This is a genomic window from Streptomyces sp. NBC_01190 (assembly GCF_045039895.1).
Classification (GTDB): Bacteria; Actinomycetota; Actinomycetes; order Streptomycetales; family Streptomycetaceae; genus Actinacidiphila.
The window spans coordinates 2,582,581-2,601,401 of sequence record NZ_CP108580.1 but is presented as its reverse complement, the minus strand read 5'-3'; the positions used below and the strand labels follow the sequence as shown (position 1 = coordinate 2,601,401).

Annotated in this window: 15 protein-coding genes and 1 tRNA gene; 6 read left to right on the top strand and 10 right to left on the bottom strand. The window is 71.6% G+C overall.

All coding sequences use genetic code 11. The features are described 5' to 3' along the window. Positions 1 to 27: 27 nt before the first annotated feature. From OG519_RS10825 to OG519_RS10815, 3 genes are all read right to left on the bottom strand, one after another. A tRNA-His gene (locus tag OG519_RS10825) sits at positions 28 to 100 on the bottom strand. A 156-nt stretch (positions 101 to 256) separates the two neighbouring features. Beyond that, a complete protein-coding gene (gene orn, locus OG519_RS10820) occupies positions 257 to 871 on the bottom strand; it encodes an oligoribonuclease (RefSeq protein WP_405581832.1) in 615 nt (204 codons plus the stop codon). A 5-nt stretch (positions 872 to 876) separates the two neighbouring features. Beyond that, entirely contained in the window at positions 877 to 2,178 is a 1,302-nt protein-coding gene (locus tag OG519_RS10815) for a GlxA family transcriptional regulator (protein WP_405581830.1), read from the bottom strand. A 721-nt stretch (positions 2,179 to 2,899) separates the two neighbouring features. On the opposite strand from OG519_RS10815, the gene OG519_RS10810 reads away from it, so the two are divergent. Further along, complete coding sequence (locus OG519_RS10810; RefSeq protein WP_405581828.1) at positions 2,900 to 3,424, top strand: universal stress protein; 525 nt, start codon at positions 2,900 to 2,902, stop codon at positions 3,422 to 3,424. 101 nt (positions 3,425 to 3,525) lie between these two features. Here OG519_RS10810 and glmS read toward each other — a convergent pair whose 3' ends face one another. Then, positions 3,526 to 5,340 carry a glutamine--fructose-6-phosphate transaminase (isomerizing) gene (glmS, locus tag OG519_RS10805; protein ID WP_405581825.1) on the bottom strand — a complete coding sequence of 605 codons (1,815 nt, stop codon included), beginning with the start codon at positions 5,338 to 5,340 and terminating at the stop codon, positions 3,526 to 3,528. Between the two features lie 162 nt (positions 5,341 to 5,502). Further along, positions 5,503 to 5,778, bottom strand: a complete 276-nt coding sequence (locus tag OG519_RS10800) for a hypothetical protein (RefSeq protein WP_405581822.1) — start codon at positions 5,776 to 5,778, stop codon at positions 5,503 to 5,505. A 235-nt stretch (positions 5,779 to 6,013) separates the two neighbouring features. Between OG519_RS10800 and OG519_RS10795 the strand changes: the two genes are divergently transcribed. After that, the gene (locus tag OG519_RS10795; protein WP_405592627.1) at positions 6,014 to 7,609 is read left to right on the top strand and encodes a beta-N-acetylhexosaminidase; all 1,596 of its coding nucleotides are present in this window, start codon (positions 6,014 to 6,016) and stop codon (positions 7,607 to 7,609) included. Positions 7,610 to 7,736: 127 nt separating this feature from the next. Here the strand turns inward: OG519_RS10795 and OG519_RS10790 are convergent, their stop codons facing one another. From OG519_RS10790 to OG519_RS10775, 4 genes are all read right to left on the bottom strand, one after another. Further along, complete coding sequence (locus tag OG519_RS10790; protein ID WP_405581820.1) at positions 7,737 to 8,903, bottom strand: acyl-CoA dehydrogenase family protein; 1,167 nt, start codon at positions 8,901 to 8,903, stop codon at positions 7,737 to 7,739. A 2-nt stretch (positions 8,904 to 8,905) separates the two neighbouring features. Next, complete coding sequence (locus tag OG519_RS10785) at positions 8,906 to 9,859, bottom strand: hydroxymethylglutaryl-CoA lyase (protein WP_405592625.1); 954 nt, start codon at positions 9,857 to 9,859, stop codon at positions 8,906 to 8,908. Between the two features lie 173 nt (positions 9,860 to 10,032). Next, positions 10,033 to 12,066 (bottom strand): biotin carboxylase N-terminal domain-containing protein, encoded by a 2,034-nt coding sequence (locus OG519_RS10780; RefSeq protein WP_405581818.1) that lies wholly within the window; start codon positions 12,064 to 12,066, stop codon positions 10,033 to 10,035. Positions 12,067 to 12,281: 215 nt separating this feature from the next. Next, positions 12,282 to 13,910 (bottom strand): carboxyl transferase domain-containing protein, encoded by a 1,629-nt coding sequence (locus tag OG519_RS10775; protein ID WP_405581815.1) that lies wholly within the window; start codon positions 13,908 to 13,910, stop codon positions 12,282 to 12,284. Positions 13,911 to 13,996: 86 nt separating this feature from the next. On the opposite strand from OG519_RS10775, the gene OG519_RS10770 reads away from it, so the two are divergent. The 3 genes from OG519_RS10770 to tesB all read left to right on the top strand — a co-directional run bounded on the left by OG519_RS10770 (position 13,997) and on the right by tesB (position 16,795). Further along, entirely contained in the window at positions 13,997 to 14,644 is a 648-nt protein-coding gene (locus tag OG519_RS10770; protein ID WP_405581812.1) for a TetR/AcrR family transcriptional regulator, read from the top strand. A 91-nt stretch (positions 14,645 to 14,735) separates the two neighbouring features. After that, positions 14,736 to 15,893, top strand: a complete 1,158-nt coding sequence (locus OG519_RS10765) for an acyl-CoA dehydrogenase family protein (protein ID WP_405581809.1) — start codon at positions 14,736 to 14,738, stop codon at positions 15,891 to 15,893. Positions 15,894 to 15,895: 2 nt separating this feature from the next. Then, positions 15,896 to 16,795 (top strand): acyl-CoA thioesterase II, encoded by a 900-nt coding sequence (tesB, locus tag OG519_RS10760; RefSeq protein WP_405592623.1) that lies wholly within the window; start codon positions 15,896 to 15,898, stop codon positions 16,793 to 16,795. Positions 16,796 to 16,802: 7 nt separating this feature from the next. On the opposite strand, the gene OG519_RS10755 is transcribed toward tesB, so the two are convergent. Next, the gene (locus OG519_RS10755) at positions 16,803 to 17,612 is read right to left on the bottom strand and encodes a phosphatase (RefSeq protein WP_405581807.1); all 810 of its coding nucleotides are present in this window, start codon (positions 17,610 to 17,612) and stop codon (positions 16,803 to 16,805) included. Positions 17,613 to 17,801: 189 nt separating this feature from the next. Here OG519_RS10755 and speB point away from each other — a divergent pair, with 189 nt between their 5' ends. After that, a complete protein-coding gene (gene speB, locus OG519_RS10750) occupies positions 17,802 to 18,761 on the top strand; it encodes an agmatinase (RefSeq protein WP_405581805.1) in 960 nt (319 codons plus the stop codon). Positions 18,762 to 18,821: the final 60 nt, after the last annotated feature.

Here is an 18,821-nt window from a genome sequence, read left to right as displayed (position 1 = left end):
CACGGGCCGGAGCTTTTCCTTCACCAGGGTGAGTGACGGGACTCGAACCCGCGGCATCCTGGACCACAACCAGGTGCTCTACCAGCTGAGCTACACCCACCATGTGCGGCGCTTTTCCTGGTGGACCGGCGCCGCGTGAAAAAGTGTACAGGGTCGGGCGGGGTGGTCGCGCCAGGGTTTTCCGGTGCGCCGCAGAGGTCCGCCGGCGCCGCAGATGTCCCTTAGAAGACAGCCGGCGCACCGAGGCAAGCCCGCCTCAGTGGGCGGGCTTCTCCGCGGCCACCACGTGCTTCGCCGCGATCGCCCGCGCCGTGTCGGTGTCCGGTCCCGGCGCCGGGACGAAGACCGCCTCGCGGTAGTAGCGCAGCTCGGCGATGGACTCGCGGATGTCGGCGAGCGCCCGGTGGTTCCCGTTCTTGTCCGGGCTGTTGTAGTAGGCCCTGGGGAACCAGCGGCGGGACAGCTCCTTGATCGAGGAGACGTCCACGATCCGGTAGTGCAGGTGCTGTTCCAGCGCGGGCATGTCCCGGGCCAGGAAGCCCCGGTCGGTGGAGACCGAGTTTCCGCACAGCGGCGCCTTCCGGGGCTCCTTGACGTGCTTGCGCACATAGGCGAGGACCAGCTTCTCCGCCTCGTCGAGCGTCACCCCGCCGTCGAGCTCCTTGAGCAGCCCGGAGGCGGTGTGCATCTGCCGGACGATCTCCGGCATCGACTCCAGGGCCTCGGCGGGAGGGCGGATCACGATGTCCACACCCTCCCCGAGCACGTTGAGCTCCGAGTCGGTGACCAGGGCCGCCACCTCGATCAGCGCGTCCTGCGCCAGCGACAGCCCGGTCATCTCACAGTCGATCCACACCATCCGGTCGTTCATACGTCTCACCCTACGGGGCGATCACGAGGTCCCGGCAGTGCGGCGCCGAGCCCGCGTGCGGCCCGCAGCCGGTTGCGCGCCGCGACGCCCGAGGTGTCCGCCACCTCGGAGCGGCCCTGCTGCTCCGAAACCCGCGAGGTGTAGGTCTCCGGGTCGGCCTTGGCGGGCGCGGCCAGGATCTGGGAGACGGGGCCGCGGCGCAGCGCCGGCAGCTCCTGGGCCGGCAGCGGCCGCTCCGGTTCGTCCTGCGGCCTGCGGGCGCGGTAGGCGGTGCGGTACGACGCCGGGGAGGAGCCGAGCTGCCGCCTGAAGTGCCCGCGCAGCGCCACCGGGGAGCGGAAGCCGCAGCGCCCGGCGACCTCGTCGACCGAGTAGTCGGAGGTCTCCAGCAGCCGCTGCGCCTGGAGCACCCGCTGGGTGATCAGCCACTGGAGCGGCGCGCTGCCGGTCAGCGAGCGGAATCGCCGGTCGAAGGTGCGCCGGCTCATGTAGGCGCGCGCGGCCAAGGCCTCCACGTCGAACTGCTCGTGGAGGTGTTCGAGCGCCCAGGCGACGACCTCGGCCAGCGGGTCGGCGCCGATCTCCTCGGGTAAAGACCGGTCGAGGTGGCGCTGCCCGGTCTGCCAGTCGGAGCGCCGGGGCGGTACCACCAGCCGCCGGGCGAGCGCCGCGGCCGCCTCGGCGCCGTGGTCGGTGCGCACCACGTGCAGGCAGAGGTCTATACCGGCGGCGGTGCCCGCGGACGTCAGCACGTCGCCGTCGTCCACGAAGAGCTCGCGCGGGTCCACGTGCACCGACGGATAGCGCTTGGCGAGCGTCGGCGCGTACATCCAGTGCGTGGTGGCCGGCCGGCCGTCGAGCAGCCCGGCCGCGGCCAGCACGAAGGCCCCGGTGCACAGCCCGATGATCCGGGCGCCCTCCTCGTGGGCGCGGCGGATCGCGTCCAGCGCTTCGGGCGGCGGCGCCTGGGATATCGAGCGCCAGGCCGGCACGACCACGGTGCCGGCCCTGGCGAGGGCCTCGAGACCGTAGGGCGCGGTGAGTTCGAGGCCGCCGGTGGTGCGCAGCGGGCCTTCCTCGCCGGCGCAGACCAGCAGCCGGTAGCGGGGCACCCCCGCGTCCTGCCGGTCGATGCCGAACACCGACAGCGGTATGGAGCTTTCGAAGATGGGTCCGCCACTGAAGAGCAGCACCGCGACGACTTCCGGTCGGCGGCGTGCGGAAAGCTTACGGATGGCGCGTGGCGATGCCGATGGTGCTTGCGACGGACTGTCCGTCGCCGTACCGGAACTGGACTCCTGGCTCATGGACCTCAAGCCCCCCTCGAATCGACGCGTCGTCCTCTCGGTCCTGCACGTTCTCCCCCGCTGATCCCCGCGCGGTTACTTCATGATCAAATCTACTGTGTCAGGTGGGGCGGTAGTGACAAGCTCACCCGCTGACGGTAAGTCGACAAGATAACGTGGCGTAAAGCGTTCGATCACGAAGCGTTTCACTCCGAGAGCCCGCTGGGAAGTACGCCTCGCGTCACACGGGCCTCGGAAACCACTTTCCGAGTCATCGCGCATCGTAGAACCGCAGGTGGCAGAGGTGTTAGCCGAGCAAAAGTCCAACGCTCCGGCTACGTCCGGAAGTTGGCCGAAAATCATCGTTCTGCCGCGGGGTGTGCGTAAAAGGCGTCCCGCCGCGTTCCGGCAACCCCCGTGACCCCGCGCTGACCTAGGCAGGACCGGCTGTAACCGGTGCGCCCCCGCGGTGCGCCGTTGCGCCGAACCGTGCTGCCCGTTGGCGGGATGGCGTTGCGCTCACGGCCCCGCTCCGGCATCCTCCTGGAAACCCGGGTACCCGAGACCCTGTGAAGGCGCCGCCAGGTCTGTCCAGGTGGACCTGCCGGCCGTACTCTGGAGGGAGTGGGACGGGAAGTGGCGAACTGCCCCAAACCGGCTGCCGCGGCGGCCTGCCCCACAGGCACCGTCCTGTCCGCTTCTCGGCGCGTCAGCGCCGCCTTCGCCGACGAGAATCCGCATCATGGCCGGTCATGAGTTTCCCGAACCCGCCGACGCAGGCAGGCCGCTCGCCGACGCCGGGGCACTGCCGCGGCCCGCGTCCCTGCCGCGGCCGGCCTGCGATCCGGCCTTCCGGCACGGCGTCGTGGTGGGCTTCGACGGTTCGCTCTCCAGCGAGCGCGCCCTGTCCTACGCGGTCGGTATGGCGCGCAGGACCCGTTCCGCGCTGATCATCGTGCATGTCGCCAACCGGCTGCCGGCCACCGTATGGGCCGGCTGCGAACCCCCGGTCTTCGTCGACGTCCCCGACCACCGCACCGAACTCCTCGGCCTGGAGCTGGCGTGCGCCGACCATCTCGCCGAGATCTCCTGGGTGTTGGTGGAGCGCGGCGGCGACATCTGCCACGAGTTGGAGGAGGTCGGCCGGGAGTACGAGGCCGACGCGATCGTGGTCGGCGGTACGCACGGGCTGGTCGGGCGGATCTTCGGCTCGGTGGCGGGGCGGCTGGCGCGGCGGGCGCAGCGGCCGGTCGTGGTCATCCCGTAGGTCCGTGGGTCCGTAGGTCCGTAAGCCCGCGGGTTCGTACGCCCGTAGTCGGGTGGGCCGGGCGCCCCATGGCGGGGCGCACCGGACGCGCGCCGGGCGGGCTATTCGACGGTGACCGACTTCGCCAGGTTGCGCGGCTTGTCGATGTCGCGGCCGAGGGCCAGCGCCGTGTGGTAGGCGAAGAGCTGGAGCGGGATGCCCATCAGGATCGGGTCCAGCTCGTCCTCGTTCTTCGGTACGACGATCGTGTGATCGGCCTTCGGCTGCTCCTGGTGTGCGACGGCGAGGATCCGGCCGCTGCGTGCCTTGATCTCCTCCATGGCCGCCCGGTTCTTCTCCAGCAGATCGTCGTCCGGCACGATCGCCACCGTCGGCATCCCGGGGTCGATCAGCGCCAGCGGCCCGTGCTTCAGCTCGGAGGCCGGATACGCCTCGGCGTGGATGTAACTGACCTCCTTCAGCTTCAACGACGCCTCGCGCGCCACCGGGTAGCCCCGTACCCGCCCGATGAAGAGCATCGACTTGGCGTCCGCGTAGCTCTGGGCGAGGAGCTGGATCTCCGGCTCCTGCTTGAGGATCTCGTCGATCTGCTCGGGCAGCCGGCGCAGACCCGCGATGATCCGCTTGCCGTCGGCCACCGACAGGTCCCGGATCCGCCCCAGGTGCAGGGCGAGCAGCGCGAAGGCCACCACGGTGTTGGTGAAGCACTTGGTGGACACCACGCACACCTCGGGACCGGCGTGCACATACGTACCGCCGTCCGCCTCACGGGCGATGGCGGAGCCCACCACATTGACGATGCCGAGGACCCGCGCGCCCTTGCGCTTCAACTCCTGTACGGCGGCGAGTACGTCGTATGTCTCACCGGACTGCGACACCGCGACGTACAGCGTGTCGGGGTCCACCACCGGATTGCGGTAGCGGAACTCCGAGGCGGGCTCCGCGTCGGCGGGGATACGGGCCAGCTCCTCGATCAGCCCGGCGCCGATCTGGCCGGCGTGGTAGCTGGTGCCGCAGCCGAGGATCTTGATCCGCCGCACCCGGCGGGCCTCGCCCGGCTCCAGATTCAGGCCACCCAGGTGCACGGTGGAGAAGCGGTCGTCGATCCGCCCGCGCAGCACCCGGTCCACCGCCTCGGCCTGCTCGGCGATCTCCTTGTGCATGTAGGTGTCGTGGCCGCCCATGTCGTACGACTCGGCCTCCCACTCCACGGTGGTGGGGGTGGCGGTCGTCCGCGATCCCTCGGTCGTGTACGTACGGAAGTCGTCCGCCTTGAGGGTGGCCATCTCGCCGTCCCCGAGCGTCACCACCTGGCGGGTGTGGGTGACCAGCGCGGCGACGTCCGAGGCGACGAACATCTCCTTCTCGCCGATGCCCAGCACCACCGGCGAACCGTTGCGGGCCACCACGATCCGGTCCGGGAAGTCCTTGTGCAGCACCGCGATGCCGAAGGTGCCCTCGATCGCCCGCAGGGCCTCGCTGACCTTCTTCTCCAGCGTCTCGGCGGAGGAGCGGGCGATCAGATGGGCCAGCACCTCGGTGTCGGTCTCGGAGGTGAAGACGGTGCCCTCGGCGGTCAGCCGGGCCCGCAGCTCGCCGGCGTTGTCGATGATCCCGTTGTGGACGACCGCGACCTTCTGCTCGGCGTCCAGATGCGGATGCGCGTTCTCGTCGCTCGGGGCGCCGTGGGTGGCCCAGCGGGTGTGGGCGATGCCGGTGGTGCCGGCGAACCGCTTGGGGATCCGGGCCTCCAGGTCGCGGACCCGGCCCTTGGCCTTCACCGTCCGCAGCTCACCGGATTTGCCGGTGATGGCCACACCGGCCGAGTCGTAGCCCCGGTACTCCAGCCGCTGCAGGCCTTCCAGCAGCAGCGGTGCCACGTCACGCCTGCCGATGTAGCCGACGATTCCGCACATGGTCGTCCCTCTCCGTCGTCCTTCGCCTTACGTCGTCCCTGCGGGTCCGGGGTGGCGGCCCCGGCCGGGATGCCCTGGTGGTGGGCGGGGTGGTGCGTCGCGGTTCTTCGACCACGGTTCTTCGATGGGGTGGGTGCTGGTTGGCGGTGCCGGGGTGGCCGGTCAGCCGTAGACGATCCGGCGGAGCTGGCGCTGGGAGAGTCCGGCCGGGGTGACCGCCCGGTGCGGCAGCTCCTCGCCGATCCGTTCGAAGATCTCCGCGTTGACCAGGCCTTTCGCCTGGAGTTCGCGGTGTCTTCTGCGGACGAACTCCTCGGTGGTCTCATCGAAGTACGCCAAAACGTCCAGGACCACCCGGACCGCTTCGCCGCGGTGCAGCGGTGTGGTGCGCACCAGGTGGTCGATCAGGTCTTCATGGGGCGTCCGGCGTTCGAGCACCCGTTGATACTGGGGTGCATCAACGGGCCTTTGCAAGAATCCTGCCCGATTTCGGGCACCCCAGCGCGCTAGGGGCCGCCAAAAGGGTGATGGATGTGGGGCGGGCGGGTAGCAGCTGGCGCTCCCGCGCGGCGGCGACTTGCCCCGGCGCGGTTCGGCGGGTAGGCATCGCAGGGTGAATCGACTCCATGGGCCGGTCTTCCGCGGGCCGCTGCTGCGGGTGCTGTGTGCGGTGATGCTGGCGGGCGGCGTCTCGGCGGCCGGGGCGTGGGCGGCCACGTCCGGGGGCTCCGGCGGGGGGTCCGGCGGGCGGGCCGCCGTCGATCCGGGGGCCGCGGCGGTCACCTCCCGGGTGGTACCCGTCCCGGCCTCGGTGCTGCCGGGCGCGGGGAGCTTCCTGATCGGCGCGGGGACCCGGATCGAGGTGGCCGGCGATGCCGGCGGCGCGGCCCGGGGGGTGGCGGACTACACCGCCCAGCTGCTGCGGCCCGCCACCGGCTATCCGCTGCCGGTCGTCGAGGGCGCGGCGGACGATTCCGCCGGCGTGGTGCTGGCGCTCGGCGACCCCGACGAGAGCCTGGGCACCGAGGGCTACCGGCTGCGGACCTCGTCGGCTTCCGTGCTGATCAGCGCCCGGAGCGCCGCCGGACTCTTCCACGGCGTGCAGACCCTGCGGCAACTGCTGCCCGCGCCGATCGAAAGCCGGTCGGTGGTCCATGGCACCGCCTGGACGGTGCCGAGCACCGAGATCCGTGACGTGCCCCGGTACGCCTACCGGGGGGCCATGCTCGACGTGGCCAGGCACTTCTTCACCGTCGCCCAGGTCGAGCGGTTCATCGACCAACTGGCCCTCTACAAGATCAACGCGCTGCATCTGCATCTCACCGACGACCAGGGCTGGCGGATCGCGGTCGACGCCCGGCCCCGGCTCACCGGCTACGGCGGCAGCACCCAGGTGGGCGGCGGCCCCGGCGGCTTCTACACCAAGGACGACTACCGGCAGATCGTCCGCTACGCGAGCGCCCGCTTCCTCGACGTCGTGCCGGAGATCGACGGCCCCGGGCACACCAACGCGGCCCTCGCCTCCTACCCCGAGCTCACCTGCGACGACACCGCCCCGCCGCTCTACACCGGCACCGGCGTCGGCTTCAGCTCGCTGTGCATGGCCCGGCCCGGCACGTACGCCTTCATGGACCAGGTGATCGGCGAGGTCGCCGCCCTCACCCCCGGGCCCTATCTGCACATCGGCGGCGACGAGGCACAGTCCACCAGCGCGTCGGACTACGTCGCCTACGTCGACCGGGTGCAGCAGCTCGTCGCCGACCACGGCAAGTCGGTGATCGGCTGGCACCAGATCGACGCGGCACACCCGGCGCCGGGCACCATCGCCCAGTACTGGGGCACCGCGGGCGACGAGCAGGAGGTCGCGGCGGCGGCCCAGGCGGGCACCCGGCTGATCATGTCCCCGGCGAACCGGGCCTACCTCGACATGAAGTACACACCGTCCACCACGCTCGGCAAGAGCTGGGCGGGCTATGTGGAGGTGAAGGACTCCTACGACTGGGACCCGGCGACCTTTGTGCAGGGCGTCCCGGCCTCGGCGGTCTACGGGGTGGAGGCCCCGCTGTGGACGGAGACCCTGACCACCTCCGCCGACCTGGACTACATGGCCTTCCCGAGGCTGCCGGGGATCGCCGAACTCGGCTGGTCCCCGGCAGCCACCCACGACTGGGACGCCTACCGGGTGCGGCTGGCCGCCCAGGCCCCGCGCTGGGACACCCTGGGCATCACCTACTACCGGTCGCCCGACGTGAGCTGGCCGGCGAGCTGAGCCGCCCGGCTCTCGTCCCGGCGGCTGGCTCCCGCCCCGGCGCCCGGCCCTGTCCCTGGCAGGCCCTGGCCCGGCCCCCGGACCTGGCTGGCCCTGGTCGCCGGACCCGGCTCCGCGGGCGGTGCCCCTAACCCGCCATCCCCAGCTCACGCGCGATCAGCATCCGCTGGACCTCGCTGGTGCCCTCGCCGATCTCCAGGATCTTGGAGTCCCGCCACATCCGGGCCACCGGATACTCGTTCATGAACCCGTATCCGCCGTGGATCTGGGTGGCCTCCCGGGCATTGGTCACCGCGATCTCCGACGAGTACAGCTTCGCCAGCGCCGCCTCCTTCTTGAACGGCTCCCCGTGCACCAGCCGCGCCGCCGCGTCCCGCCATGCCAACCGCGCGGTGTACGCCCGCATCTCCATGTCGGCGATCTTGAACTGGATCGCCTGGTTGGCCCCGATCGGCCGGCCGAAGGCCTCCCGGGTCCGCGCGTACGCCAGCGACTCGTCCACACATCCCTGCGCGAGGCCGGTGGCCAGCGCGGAGATCGCGATCCGCCCCTCGTCCAGGATGCGCAGGAACTGGGCGTACCCCCGGCCCTCCGCACCCAGCAGATTGGCGGCCGGCACCCGGCAGTCGGCGAAGGACAGCTCCCGGGTGTCCGAGGCGTTCCAGCCGACCTTGCTGTACTTCTTCGACACCGTGAACCCGGGTGTCCCCGACGGCACGATGATCGACGAGATGCGCGGCTTGCCCTCCTCCGTACGGCCTGTCACCGCCGTCACCGTCACCAGCCCGGTGATGTCGGTCCCCGAGTTGGTGATGAAGCACTTGGTGCCGTTGATCACCCATTCGGCGGTGGCCTCGTCCAGCTTCGCGGTGGTCCGGGTGCCGCCCGCGTCCGAACCGCACTCCGGCTCGGTCAGCCCGAACGCGCCGAGCATCTCGCCCGAGCAGAGCTTGGGCAGCCAGGTGCGCTTCTGCTCCTCGGTGCCGAACCGGAACACCGGCATCGCCCCCAACGACACCCCCGCCTCCAGTGTGATCGCCACCGACGAGTCCACCCGGGCCAGCTCCTCGAGCGCCAGCCCGAGCGCGAAGTAGTCCCCGCCCATGCCGCCGTACTCCTCGGGGAACGGCAGCCCGAACAGCCCCATCCGCCCCATCTCCCGGACGATCTCGTAGGGGAACTCCCCCTGCTCGTAGAACTCGCCGATCTTCGGGGCGATCACGTCCCGGGCGAACTCCGCGACCGTTGACCGCAGCTGCTCGTGCTCATCGGACAACCGGTGGTCGATAGACATGGCTACTGCTCCTCATGGGTAAGGGCGCGGACGGTACGGGACGGGCTGGGCCGTCCCAGGTGCTCCGCCATCCAGACGCTTGTGGCGCTGAGGCGGCCGAGGTCGACCCCGGTCCTGATGCCGAGTCCCTGGAGCATCCACACCAGGTCCTCGGTGGCGAGATTGCCGGTGGCGCTCTTGGCGTAGGGACAGCCGCCGAGCCCGCCGGCCGACGCGTCCACCACCGTGACCCCCCGCCGCAGCGCGGCCAGCGTGTTGGACAGCGCCTGGCCGTAGGTGTCGTGGAAGTGCACGGCCAGCCGGGCGACCGGGACGTGGCGGGTCAACTCATCGAGCAGGGCGGTGACATGGCCCGGCGTGGCGACCCCGATGGTGTCGCCGAGGCTCAGCTCGGCGCAGCCCATCTCGTGGAGGTGCCTGGCCACCCCGGCGACCTGGGCGATCGGCACCGGGCCCTCCCAGGGGTCGCCGAAGCACATCGACAGATAGCCGCGGACCTGGACCCCGGCCGCTCTCGCCTTCGCCACCACCGGCTCGAACATGGCCAGCGACTCGTCCACCGTCCGGTTGAGATTGGCCCGGGCGAAGGACTCCGTGGCGCTGCCGAACACCGCGATCTCCCGAACGCCCAGCGCCAGCGCCCGCTCCAGCCCCCGTTCGTTCGGCACCAGCACCGGCAGCCGCAGGTCGGGCTCCCGCCCGGCCAGCTCCGCCAGCAGCGGCATCAAGTCGCCGGCGTCGGCCAGTTGGGGCACCCACCTGGGGTGGACGAAACTGGTCGCCTCGATCGTGCGCAGCCCCGCCGCGGCCAGCCGGTGGATGAACTCGGCCTTCACCTCCGTCGGCACCGTCGACTTCTCGTTCTGCAACCCGTCCCGCGCACCGACCTCATGGATCCGCACCTCCGCCGGCAGCCCCTCCAAAGGCACCGCCATCGGCAATCCGGCGGCCAGCATCCCCGCGGAGCTGCCGGCGGCTCCGCCGGGGCCCGGGGTCTCGTCGCCCGCGGTGCGGGCGGGGCCGGAACCGGTCGGAGCGCTGCCGGCGCCGGTGACGGGAGAGCCGCCGCCCAGAGGGTCGGGGGACACCGCGCCGGGTGACCCGGTCCGGGCGTCCGGGGTGGTCCCGGTCATGACGCCTCCCCGGGGGCGGCCTCGGAAGGCCCGGCCACGTCGCCCGGCTCCACCCGGGCGGTGACGGCCGGGGTCACCACGGCCAGCACCTGGTCCATCGTCACCGCCGTGCCCACGGTGACGTCTATTTCGGAGACGGTCCCGCCGTGCGGGGCGGTGATCACATGCTCCATCTTCATGGCCTCCACCACCAGCAGGCTCTGGCCGGCCGTCACCTCATCGCCCTTGGCCACCTTCACCACCGTCACCGTGCCCGGCATCGGAGCGGTCAGCGCGCCGCCGCCGGCACCGCTCGCGGCGCCCCGCAGGGCGGCGGCCACCGGGTCGTGCGTGCGCACCTGCCAGGCGTCGCCGTCCCGGCCCAGCCACTCGCCGGCGTGGTGGAAGGCGAGCACCGTGCCCTCGCGGTGCAGCAGGGCCCGCTCCCCGTCCACGACGAGCCGCGCCTCCACGGCCGCGCCGTCACCGACCCGCACCAGCCCGTCCCTGACCCGCGCGGTGACCGGATCGCGCCCCGGCACCCGCAGGTGGTGCACGGTCCAGGCCGGCTCACCGCCCAGCCGCCAACCACTGGGCACCGAGAACGGGTCCGTCCAGCCGCCCGCGCCGGGCGCCGGAGCCAGCGCCCGCTGCCGCAGCAGCGCCGCCACTTGGTAGACCTCGTCCGGAACCTCGGCCGGCACCAGCCCCGCCGCGTCCCGGTCGATCAGCCCGGTGTCCAACTCGCCCGCCACCACGGCCGGATGACCGAGCAGCCGCCGCAGGAAGCCGGTGTTGGTGTCCAGCCCGAGCACCACCGTGTCGGCCAGGGCCGCCCGCAGCCTGCGCAGCGCCGTGGGCCGGTCCGGGCCATAGGCGATCACCTTGGCCAGCATCGGGTCATAGGAGGTCCCCACCTCCGTCCCGGCAGCCAGCCCCGAGTCGACCCGTACCCCCGGCCCGCTCGGGTCGACCAGCTTCAGCACGGTCCCGGCCGACGGCAGGAAGTCCACCCGGCCACCGTCCGGCCGTGCCGTCTCCGCGCAGATCCGCGCCTCGATGGCGTGCCCGGTCAACGTGACGTCCGGCTGGCCGAAGTCCAGCCGCTCGCCACTGGCCACCCGAAGCTGCCAGGCGACCAGATCGAGCCCGGTCACCAGCTCGGTCACCGGATGCTCCACCTGGAGCCGGGTGTTCATCTCCATGAAGAAGTAGGCACCCGGGTCATCGCCCGGCACGATGAACTCCACGGTGCCTGCGCCGGTATAGCCGCAGCTCAGCGCGGCCTGCACCGCGGCCTCGCCCATCGCGGCCCTGGTCGCCGGGTCCAGCAGGACCGAGGGCGCCTCCTCGATCACCTTCTGGTGCCGCCGCTGCAAGGAGCACTCGCGCTCCCCGAGGTGCACCACCGAGCCGTGGCCGTCGGCGAGGATCTGGATCTCGATGTGCCGCGGCCGCTCGATCCACCGCTCCACCAGCAGGGTGTCGTCACCGAAGGAGCCGAGCGCCTCGCGCCGGGCCGCCGCGATCTCCTCGGCCAGCGACTCGGCGTCCCGCACCAGCCGCATACCCTTGCCGCCGCCGCCCGCCGACGGCTTGAGCAGCACCGGCATCCCGATCTCCCGCGCCGCCTCAGCCAGTTGGGCATCGGTCAGCCCGCTGCCGTCGCTGCCGGGCACCACCGGTACCCCGGCGGCCCGCACCCGCTGCTTGGCGCGGATCTTGTCGCCCATCAGCTCGATCGCCTCGGCCGGCGGGCCGATGAAGACCAGCCCGGCCGCCGCGCAGGCCCGGGCGAAGCCCGCGTTCTCCGCGAGGAAGCCATAGCCGGGGTGGACCGCCGCGGCGCCCGCCACGGCGGCGGCCCGCACCTGCTCGGCCGCCGAGAGATAACTGCTCACCCGCACCGCCGTGTCCGCCTCCCGGACATGGCGCGCGTCGGCGTCCGCCTCGGTGAAGACGGCCGCCGACCGTACCCCCAGCTCGCGCAGCGTGCGCAGCACCCGGACCGCGATCTCACCGCGGTTGGCGACCAGCACGGTGTCGAACATGGCGGCCCCGGCCCCCAGGCCCGCGCCAGGCGCGGCACCGGCCACCGGGACGGTGCCGCCCGCTCCCGCGGGCGGGGGCGTCGTGGCCGCGCTGGATCCTGTTGCGGGCGTTGCGGGCGCCCCATGTGTGCCGGGCGTCGGCGGGGTTGACGGGGCGGACGGTGTTGACGGCGGCAAGGTGTTCACGGCGGGTGTCCCGGAGTCGGTCATGGCGCTCACATCCGGAAGACGCCGTAGCGCGGCGCGGTCGGATCGGCGGTGGGCAGCGGGGCGTTGGCGCAGGCGGTCAGGGCCAGCCCCAGCACGGTGCGGGTCTCCAGCGGGTCGATCACTCCGTCGTCCCACAACCGGGCGGTGGCGTAGTAGGCGTTGCCCTGGGTCTCGTACTGCTCGCGGATCGGGGCCTTGAACTCCTCCTCGGCCTCCTCGCTCCACTTCTCGCCGGCCGCCGCCAACTGGTCCCGCTTGACCGTGGCCAGCACGGAGGCGGCCTGCTCGCCGCCCATCACCGAGATCTTGGCGTTGGGCCACATCCACAGGAAACGGGGGCTGTAGGCGCGGCCGCACATCGAGTAGTTCCCCGCGCCGTAGGAGCCGCCGATCACCACGGTCAGCTTCGGCACCCGGGCGCAGGCGACCGCGGTGACCATCTTGGCGCCGTGTTTGGCGATGCCCCCGGCCTCGTACTGACGGCCCACCATGAACCCCGAGATGTTCTGGAGGAAGAGCAGCGGGATGCCGCGCTGATCGCACAGCTCGATGAAGTGCGCCCCCTTGAGAGCGGATTCGGCGAAGAGGATGCCGTTGTTGGCGACGATCCCCACCGGGTGCCCCTGCACATGGGCGAACCCGGTGACCAGCGTCGCGCCGTACTCCGCCTTGAACTCGGCGAACCGGCTGCCATCCACCAGCCGGGCGATCACCTCCCGCACGTCGTACGGCGTACGGGAATCCACCGGCACCGCCCCGTACAGCCCCGCTGGATCCACCGCCGGTGGCTCCGCGGGTCGCACGGTCCACGGGGGCATGTCGCGGTCCGGCAGGGTGGCCACGATGTCGCGCACGATGCTCAGCGCGTGCGCGTCGTCCTCCGCCAGATGGTCGGTGACACCCGACACACGCGCGTGCACCTCGCCGCCGCCCAGCTCCTCGGCGGTGACCACCTCGCCGGTGGCGGCCTTCACCAGCGGCGGGCCGCCGAGGAAGATCGTGCCCTGGTTCCGCACGATCACGGCCTCGTCGCTCATCGCGGGCACATAGGCGCCGCCGGCCGTACAGGAGCCCATCACCGCGGCGATCTGCGGGATGCCGCGGGCGGACAGGGTGGCCTGGTTGTAGAAGATCCGGCCGAAGTGGTCGCGGTCGGGGAAGACCTCGTCCTGGCGCGGCAGGAAGGCGCCGCCGGAGTCCACCAGATAGACGCACGGCAGTCTGTTGTCGAGCGCCACTTCCTGGGCCCGCAGATGCTTCTTCACCGTCATCGGGTAGTAGGTGCCGCCCTTGACCGTGGCGTCGTTGGCCACCACGACGACCTCGCGGCCCGAGACCCGGCCGATGCCGGCGATCACTCCGGCGGCCGGTGCCTGGCCGTCGTACATCCCCTCTGCCGCGAGCGGAGCCAGTTCGAGAAAAGGCGAGCCGGGGTCGAGCAGCCCGTCGACCCGGTCACGGGGCAGCAGCTTGCCGCGCGCGGTGTGCCGCGTGCGCGCCTTCTCGCCGCCGCCGAGGCGTGCGGTGGCGAGCTTGTCGCGCAGCGTGGCGCTGAGTGCGGCATGTGCCTCTGTGTTGGCGCGGAACGCCTGCGACGCCGGATCGGCGGCGCTGGACAGGGCGGGTGCTGCCATGGTTCGGCCCCCCGGGGATGTTAGCGAGCGTTAACGTGATGTCTTTACGTTAACGCTCGCTAACAGGATTGTCTAGACTCAATTCCATGAACCCGAGCAAGACCGCAGAGAACCGGCGCGAGCAGATCCTCCGGGAGGCCGCGCGACTGTTCGCCGAGCGCGGTTTCCACGGCGTCGGCGTGGACGAGATAGGCGCCGCTGTGGGCATCAGCGGCCCCGGCCTCTACCGGCACTTCGCGGGCAAGGACGCGATGCTCGCCGAGTTGCTGGTCGGCATCAGCGACCGGCTGCTGGCCGCCGGCCGGATGCGGGTGGCCGAGACCGACGACGCGGAGCAGGCGCTCGACGCGCTGATCCACGGCCATATCGATTTCGCCCTCGACGACCGGCCGCTGATCACCCTGCACGACCGCGAACTGGACCGGCTGCGCGACTCCGACCGCAAGCTGGTCCGTCAGCTCCAGCGGCAGTACGTGGAGGAATGGGTCGCCGTGGTGCGCCGGGTCCATCCGGAGGCCACCGAGTTGGAGGTGCGGGCCGCCGTGCACGCCGTTTTCGGTCTGCTCAACTCCACCCCGCACCTCGGCGGCCAGGCCGGGCTGCCGGATCGTGCCAGCATGGCCGCCCTGCTCCACCGGCTGGCGCTGAGTGCCCTGGAGGCGCTGGACGGCGGGCCCCGTTCCGGCGGCAGGGGCGCTCTGGACAGCGGCGCCGACCGACCGGTAACTTACTGAGCGCTTGCTTATTGTTCTTTCGTGATGATTTGACGAGCGGCCGCCCCCGCATTCTGGCACCGGTCGTCGCCGGCCAAAGGGGAGGCGCGCTGTGCGTCGTACGGTGTTCAACGAGGACCACGAGGCGTTCCGCGAGACGATCCGGGCCTTCATCGAGGGCGAGGTCGTCCCCGTCTACGACGAGTGGCTGGCGGCGGGACAGGCCCCGCGCGAGTTCTACTACAAACTCGGTGAGCTGGGCGTCTTCGGTATCGAGGTGCCCGAGGAGTACGGCGGCGCCGGCGAGCACAGCTTCAAGTTCCAGGCCGTGATCGCCGAGGAATGCGCCCGGGCCGGTGTCAGCTTCGGCGGCAGCAGCGTCCATGTCGGCCTCTGCCTGCCCTATGTGATGGCATACGCCACCGAGGAGCAGAAGAAGCGCTGGCTGCCCGGCTTCACGACCGGCGAGATCATGTTCGCCATCGCCATGACCGAGCCCGGCACCGGCTCCGACCTGGCCGGCATGAAGAGCTCCGCCAAGCTCTCCGCCGACGGCACCCACTACGTGCTCAACGGCGCCAAGACCTTCATCACCGGCGGTGTCCACGCCGACCGTGTCATCGTCTGCGCCCGCACCGCCCCGGCCGACCCCGACGACCGCCGGGCCGGCATCTCGCTCTTCATCGTCGACACCAAGTCCGAGGGCTACGCGGTCGGCCGCAAGCTCGACAAGATCGGCCTGAAGACCTCGGACACCGCGGAACTCTCCTTCTCCGACGTCCGGGTGCCCGTCGAGGACCTGCTCGGCGAGGAAGGCAAGGGCTTCTCCTACCTGGGCCAGAACCTGCCGCAGGAGCGCTTGAGCATCGCGGTCGGCGCCTACGCGCAGGCGGCCGCCGCGATCCGCTTCACCCAGGACTACGTACGGGAGCGGGTGGTCTTCGGCAAGGCCGTCGCCTCCTTCCAGAACACCAAGTTCGAACTGGCCGCCTGCAAGGCCGAGGTGGACGCGGCGCAGGCCGTCGTGGACCGCGCCCTGGAAGCCCACGACCTTCGCGAGCTCTCCGCGGCGGACGCCGCCTCGGCCAAGCTCTTCTGCACCGAGGTCGCCGGCCGCGTCATCGACCGCTGCCTCCAACTGCACGGGGGCTACGGCTATATGAACGAGTACCCGATCGCCCGCCTGTACGCGGACAACCGCGTCAACCGCATCTACGGCGGGACCAGCGAGGTCATGAAGTCGATCATCGCCAAGTCGATGGGCCTGTGAAGCTGCCGGACGAGGCCGCCGCCGAGACTCCGCCAGCACTGGAATCCCTGCTCGATCTGCTGGACCTGGAGCCGATCGACCGGGACATCTTCCGCGGCCTCAGCCGGTCGGCGGTGGTACCGCGGGTCTTCGGCGGCCAGGTCGCCGCCCAGGCCCTGGTCGCCGCCGGCCGCACCGTGCCCGAGGAGCGCGGCGCGCACTCCCTGCACGCCTATTTCCTGCGGCCGGGAGACCCTGGCGCGCCGATCGTCTACCAGGTGGACCGCATCCGTGACGGCCGCTCCTTCACCACCCGGCGGGTCGTGGCCGTCCAGCACGGCCAGGCGATCTTCCACCTCTCCGCCTCCTTCCAGACCCATGAGGCGGGTCTGGAACACCAGGAGCCGATGCCGTACGCCCCCGACCCGGAGACGCTGCCGAGCGCCGAGGAACTACTGCCCGCGCACGCCGCCACGTTCGCCGACCCCACCATCGTGGACCGGCTGATCGAAGCCCGCGCGGCTGTGGATCTCCGCTACGTGGCGGCCCCGCCGTTCCTCACCGCCGGCGTCGTCCGCGAACCGCGCTCCCAGGTGTGGTTCCGCACCCGGGGCAAGCTCGCCGAGGACCCGCTGCTCCATGTCTGCCTGGCCACCTATGTGTCGGACATGACCCTGCTCGACTCCGTGCTGCTCGCCCACGGCCGCGGCGGCTGGGCGGTGGGCGACGTCGTCGGCGCCAGCCTCGACCACGCCATGTGGTTCCACCGGCCCTTCCGCGCCGACGAATGGCTGCTCTACGACCAGGAGAGCCCGTCGGCCTCCGGCGGGCGGGGCCTCGGCACCGCCCGGATCTACACCCGCGACGGACGCCTCGCCGTGTCCGTGATCCAGGAGGGCCTGATCCGCGTGCCGCGCCGCTGAGCCACCCCTACACGCGGGAGCTCGGCGCCAGTCCGGCCGCGTCCAGCAGATACGCGGTCATCGGCGCGTAATAGTGCGGCGCCACATTGTCGTCGAGCGGCACGCTCACCAGGATGCGGCCCTCCGCCTCACCCACGAACAGCGCCGGGTCGTTGCAGTCCGCGAAGCCCACCGTCTCCAGCCCGCGACCGCCCGCGCACCCCGCCCATCCGTGGTCGGCTATCACCAGATCCGGCAGTGGCTCGCCGTCCCGCTCCAGCGCGTCCAGGATCTGCTCCATCGGATCGGGGGAGTGCGTGTGCACCAGGCCGCCGCCCCGGTGGAGCATCGACACGCCGGCCAGTTGACGTATCTCCCCACCGTCGGCGTACAAGTGCTCCGCGGGGGCGAGCACGGCGCACCCCGCGTCCCGCAGCGCGGCGGCCAGCTCGTGGTGCACGGCGAACATGCCCGCCGGGTGCCCGGTGGCCAGCAGCACCCGGGAGCCGTTGCGCACCGCCTTGTGCAGCGCCTCACCCATCCGGTCGAGCGCGTCGATCGTCAGCTCGGCGTCTATGGTGTCCTGCCCGAACCGATGCGCGGGGTCGGCGATCACTCCGCAACGCTCCACCATCAGCTCCAGCACGTCACCCGGGTCGGTCCAGCGGTCGCCGAGATCCAGCCCCAGCCAGAAATAGCGGTTGCCCTCCGCGAGCGCGCGGTAATGGTCGAGGTTGTTCTCACGGCTGGTCGCGACGTCCCCGGCTATCCGGGTCCGGATGAGATGGGCGGCGAGGTCCTGACGGCTGGGGGCGACGGGCGCTGGATCCATGGGCATGCGCTCATTGTCCCGCGCCGCGCGTCGCGGCGGGCGACGGCCTGTGGACAACCGGGTCACGCAACCGCCGCCGGGATCGACACCGCGGCGCAAAGACCGGCCCGAATTGGAGCAAACGTACATTCCGGCGGCCCGGCTTGGCCCGTAGGGTCGCCCGCGAACCCCGCCCCCACCAGGAAGGCAGCCCCCATGAGCAGCGCACAGCCGCGCGGCCCCGTCGACTCCTCGCGGATCCCGCGCTACGCGGGCCCCGCGACCTTCGCCCGGCTCCCGCGCCTGGACGAGGTCGGCGCCGCGGACGTCGCGGTGGTCGGCGTGCCCTTCGACGCCGGCGTCTCCTACCGGCCGGGCGCGCGCTTCGGCGGCAACGCCGTCCGCGAGGCGTCCCGGCTGCTGCGCCCGTACAACCCGGCCCAGGACGCTTCGCCCTTCGCGCTCGCCCAGGTCGCCGACGCCGGTGACATCGCCGCCAACCCCTTCGACATCGACGAGGCGATCGAGACCATCGAGGCCGCCGCCGACGACCTGCTCGCCGCCGGCTCCCGGCTGATGACCCTCGGCGGCGACCACACCATCGCCCTTCCACTGCTGCGCGCGGTGGCCCGCAGACACGGTCCGGTGGCACTGCTGCACTTCGACGCGCACCTGGACACGTGGGACACGTATTTCGGCGCCGCCTACACCCACGGCACGCCCTTCCGCCGGGCCTTCGAGGAGGGCATCCTGGACACCTCCGCCCTCAGCCACGTCGGCACCCGTGGACCGCTCTACGGCCGGAGCGACCTGGACGACGACCAGCGGATGGGATTCGGCATCGTCACCTCGGCCGACGTGATGCGCCGAGGGGTGGACGAGGTCGCGCAGCAGCTCCGCGAGCGGATCGGCGACCGGCCGCTGTACATCTCCGTCGACATCGACGTGCTCGACCCGGCCCACGCCCCCGGCACCGGCACCCCGGAAGCCGGCGGGCTGACCTCCCGTGAACTGCTGGAGATCCTGCGCGGCCTGTCCGGCTGCCGACTCGTCTCGGCGGATGTGGTGGAGGTCGCCCCGGCCTACGACCACGCCGAGATCACCTCCGTCGCCGCCTCCCACACCGCGTACGAGCTGACGACGATCATGGCCCGGCAGATCGCGGCGGCGCGCTGACGGTCGTCCCGGCACCGGACCGGACCACTCGAAAGGATGAGGACGAAAGTCGCACTCTTG

Bases quoted from the DNA above. Each gene is read 5' to 3' on its own strand.
- speB (WP_405581805.1), top strand. From the start codon at position 17,802: ATGAGCAGCGCACAGCCGCGCGGCCCCGTCGACTCCTCGCGGATCCCG.
- OG519_RS10810 (WP_405581828.1), top strand. From the start codon at position 2,900: ATGGCCGGTCATGAGTTTCCCGAACCCGCCGACGCAGGCAGGCCGCTC.
- OG519_RS10780 (WP_405581818.1), bottom strand. From the start codon at position 12,066: ATGTTCGACACCGTGCTGGTCGCCAACCGCGGTGAGATCGCGGTCCGG.
- OG519_RS10785 (WP_405592625.1), bottom strand. From the start codon at position 9,859: ATGCTGGCCGCCGGATTGCCGATGGCGGTGCCTTTGGAGGGGCTGCCG.
- OG519_RS10775 (WP_405581815.1), bottom strand. From the start codon at position 13,910: ATGGCAGCACCCGCCCTGTCCAGCGCCGCCGATCCGGCGTCGCAGGCG.
- OG519_RS10795 (WP_405592627.1), top strand. From the start codon at position 6,014: ATGCTGGCGGGCGGCGTCTCGGCGGCCGGGGCGTGGGCGGCCACGTCC.
- OG519_RS10815 (WP_405581830.1), bottom strand. From the start codon at position 2,178: ATGAGCCAGGAGTCCAGTTCCGGTACGGCGACGGACAGTCCGTCGCAA.
- OG519_RS10770 (WP_405581812.1), top strand. From the start codon at position 13,997: ATGAACCCGAGCAAGACCGCAGAGAACCGGCGCGAGCAGATCCTCCGG.
- glmS (WP_405581825.1), bottom strand. From the start codon at position 5,340: ATGTGCGGAATCGTCGGCTACATCGGCAGGCGTGACGTGGCACCGCTG.
- OG519_RS10755 (WP_405581807.1), bottom strand. From the start codon at position 17,612: ATGCCCATGGATCCAGCGCCCGTCGCCCCCAGCCGTCAGGACCTCGCC.
- OG519_RS10790 (WP_405581820.1), bottom strand. From the start codon at position 8,903: ATGTCTATCGACCACCGGTTGTCCGATGAGCACGAGCAGCTGCGGTCA.
- orn (WP_405581832.1), bottom strand. From the start codon at position 871: ATGAACGACCGGATGGTGTGGATCGACTGTGAGATGACCGGGCTGTCG.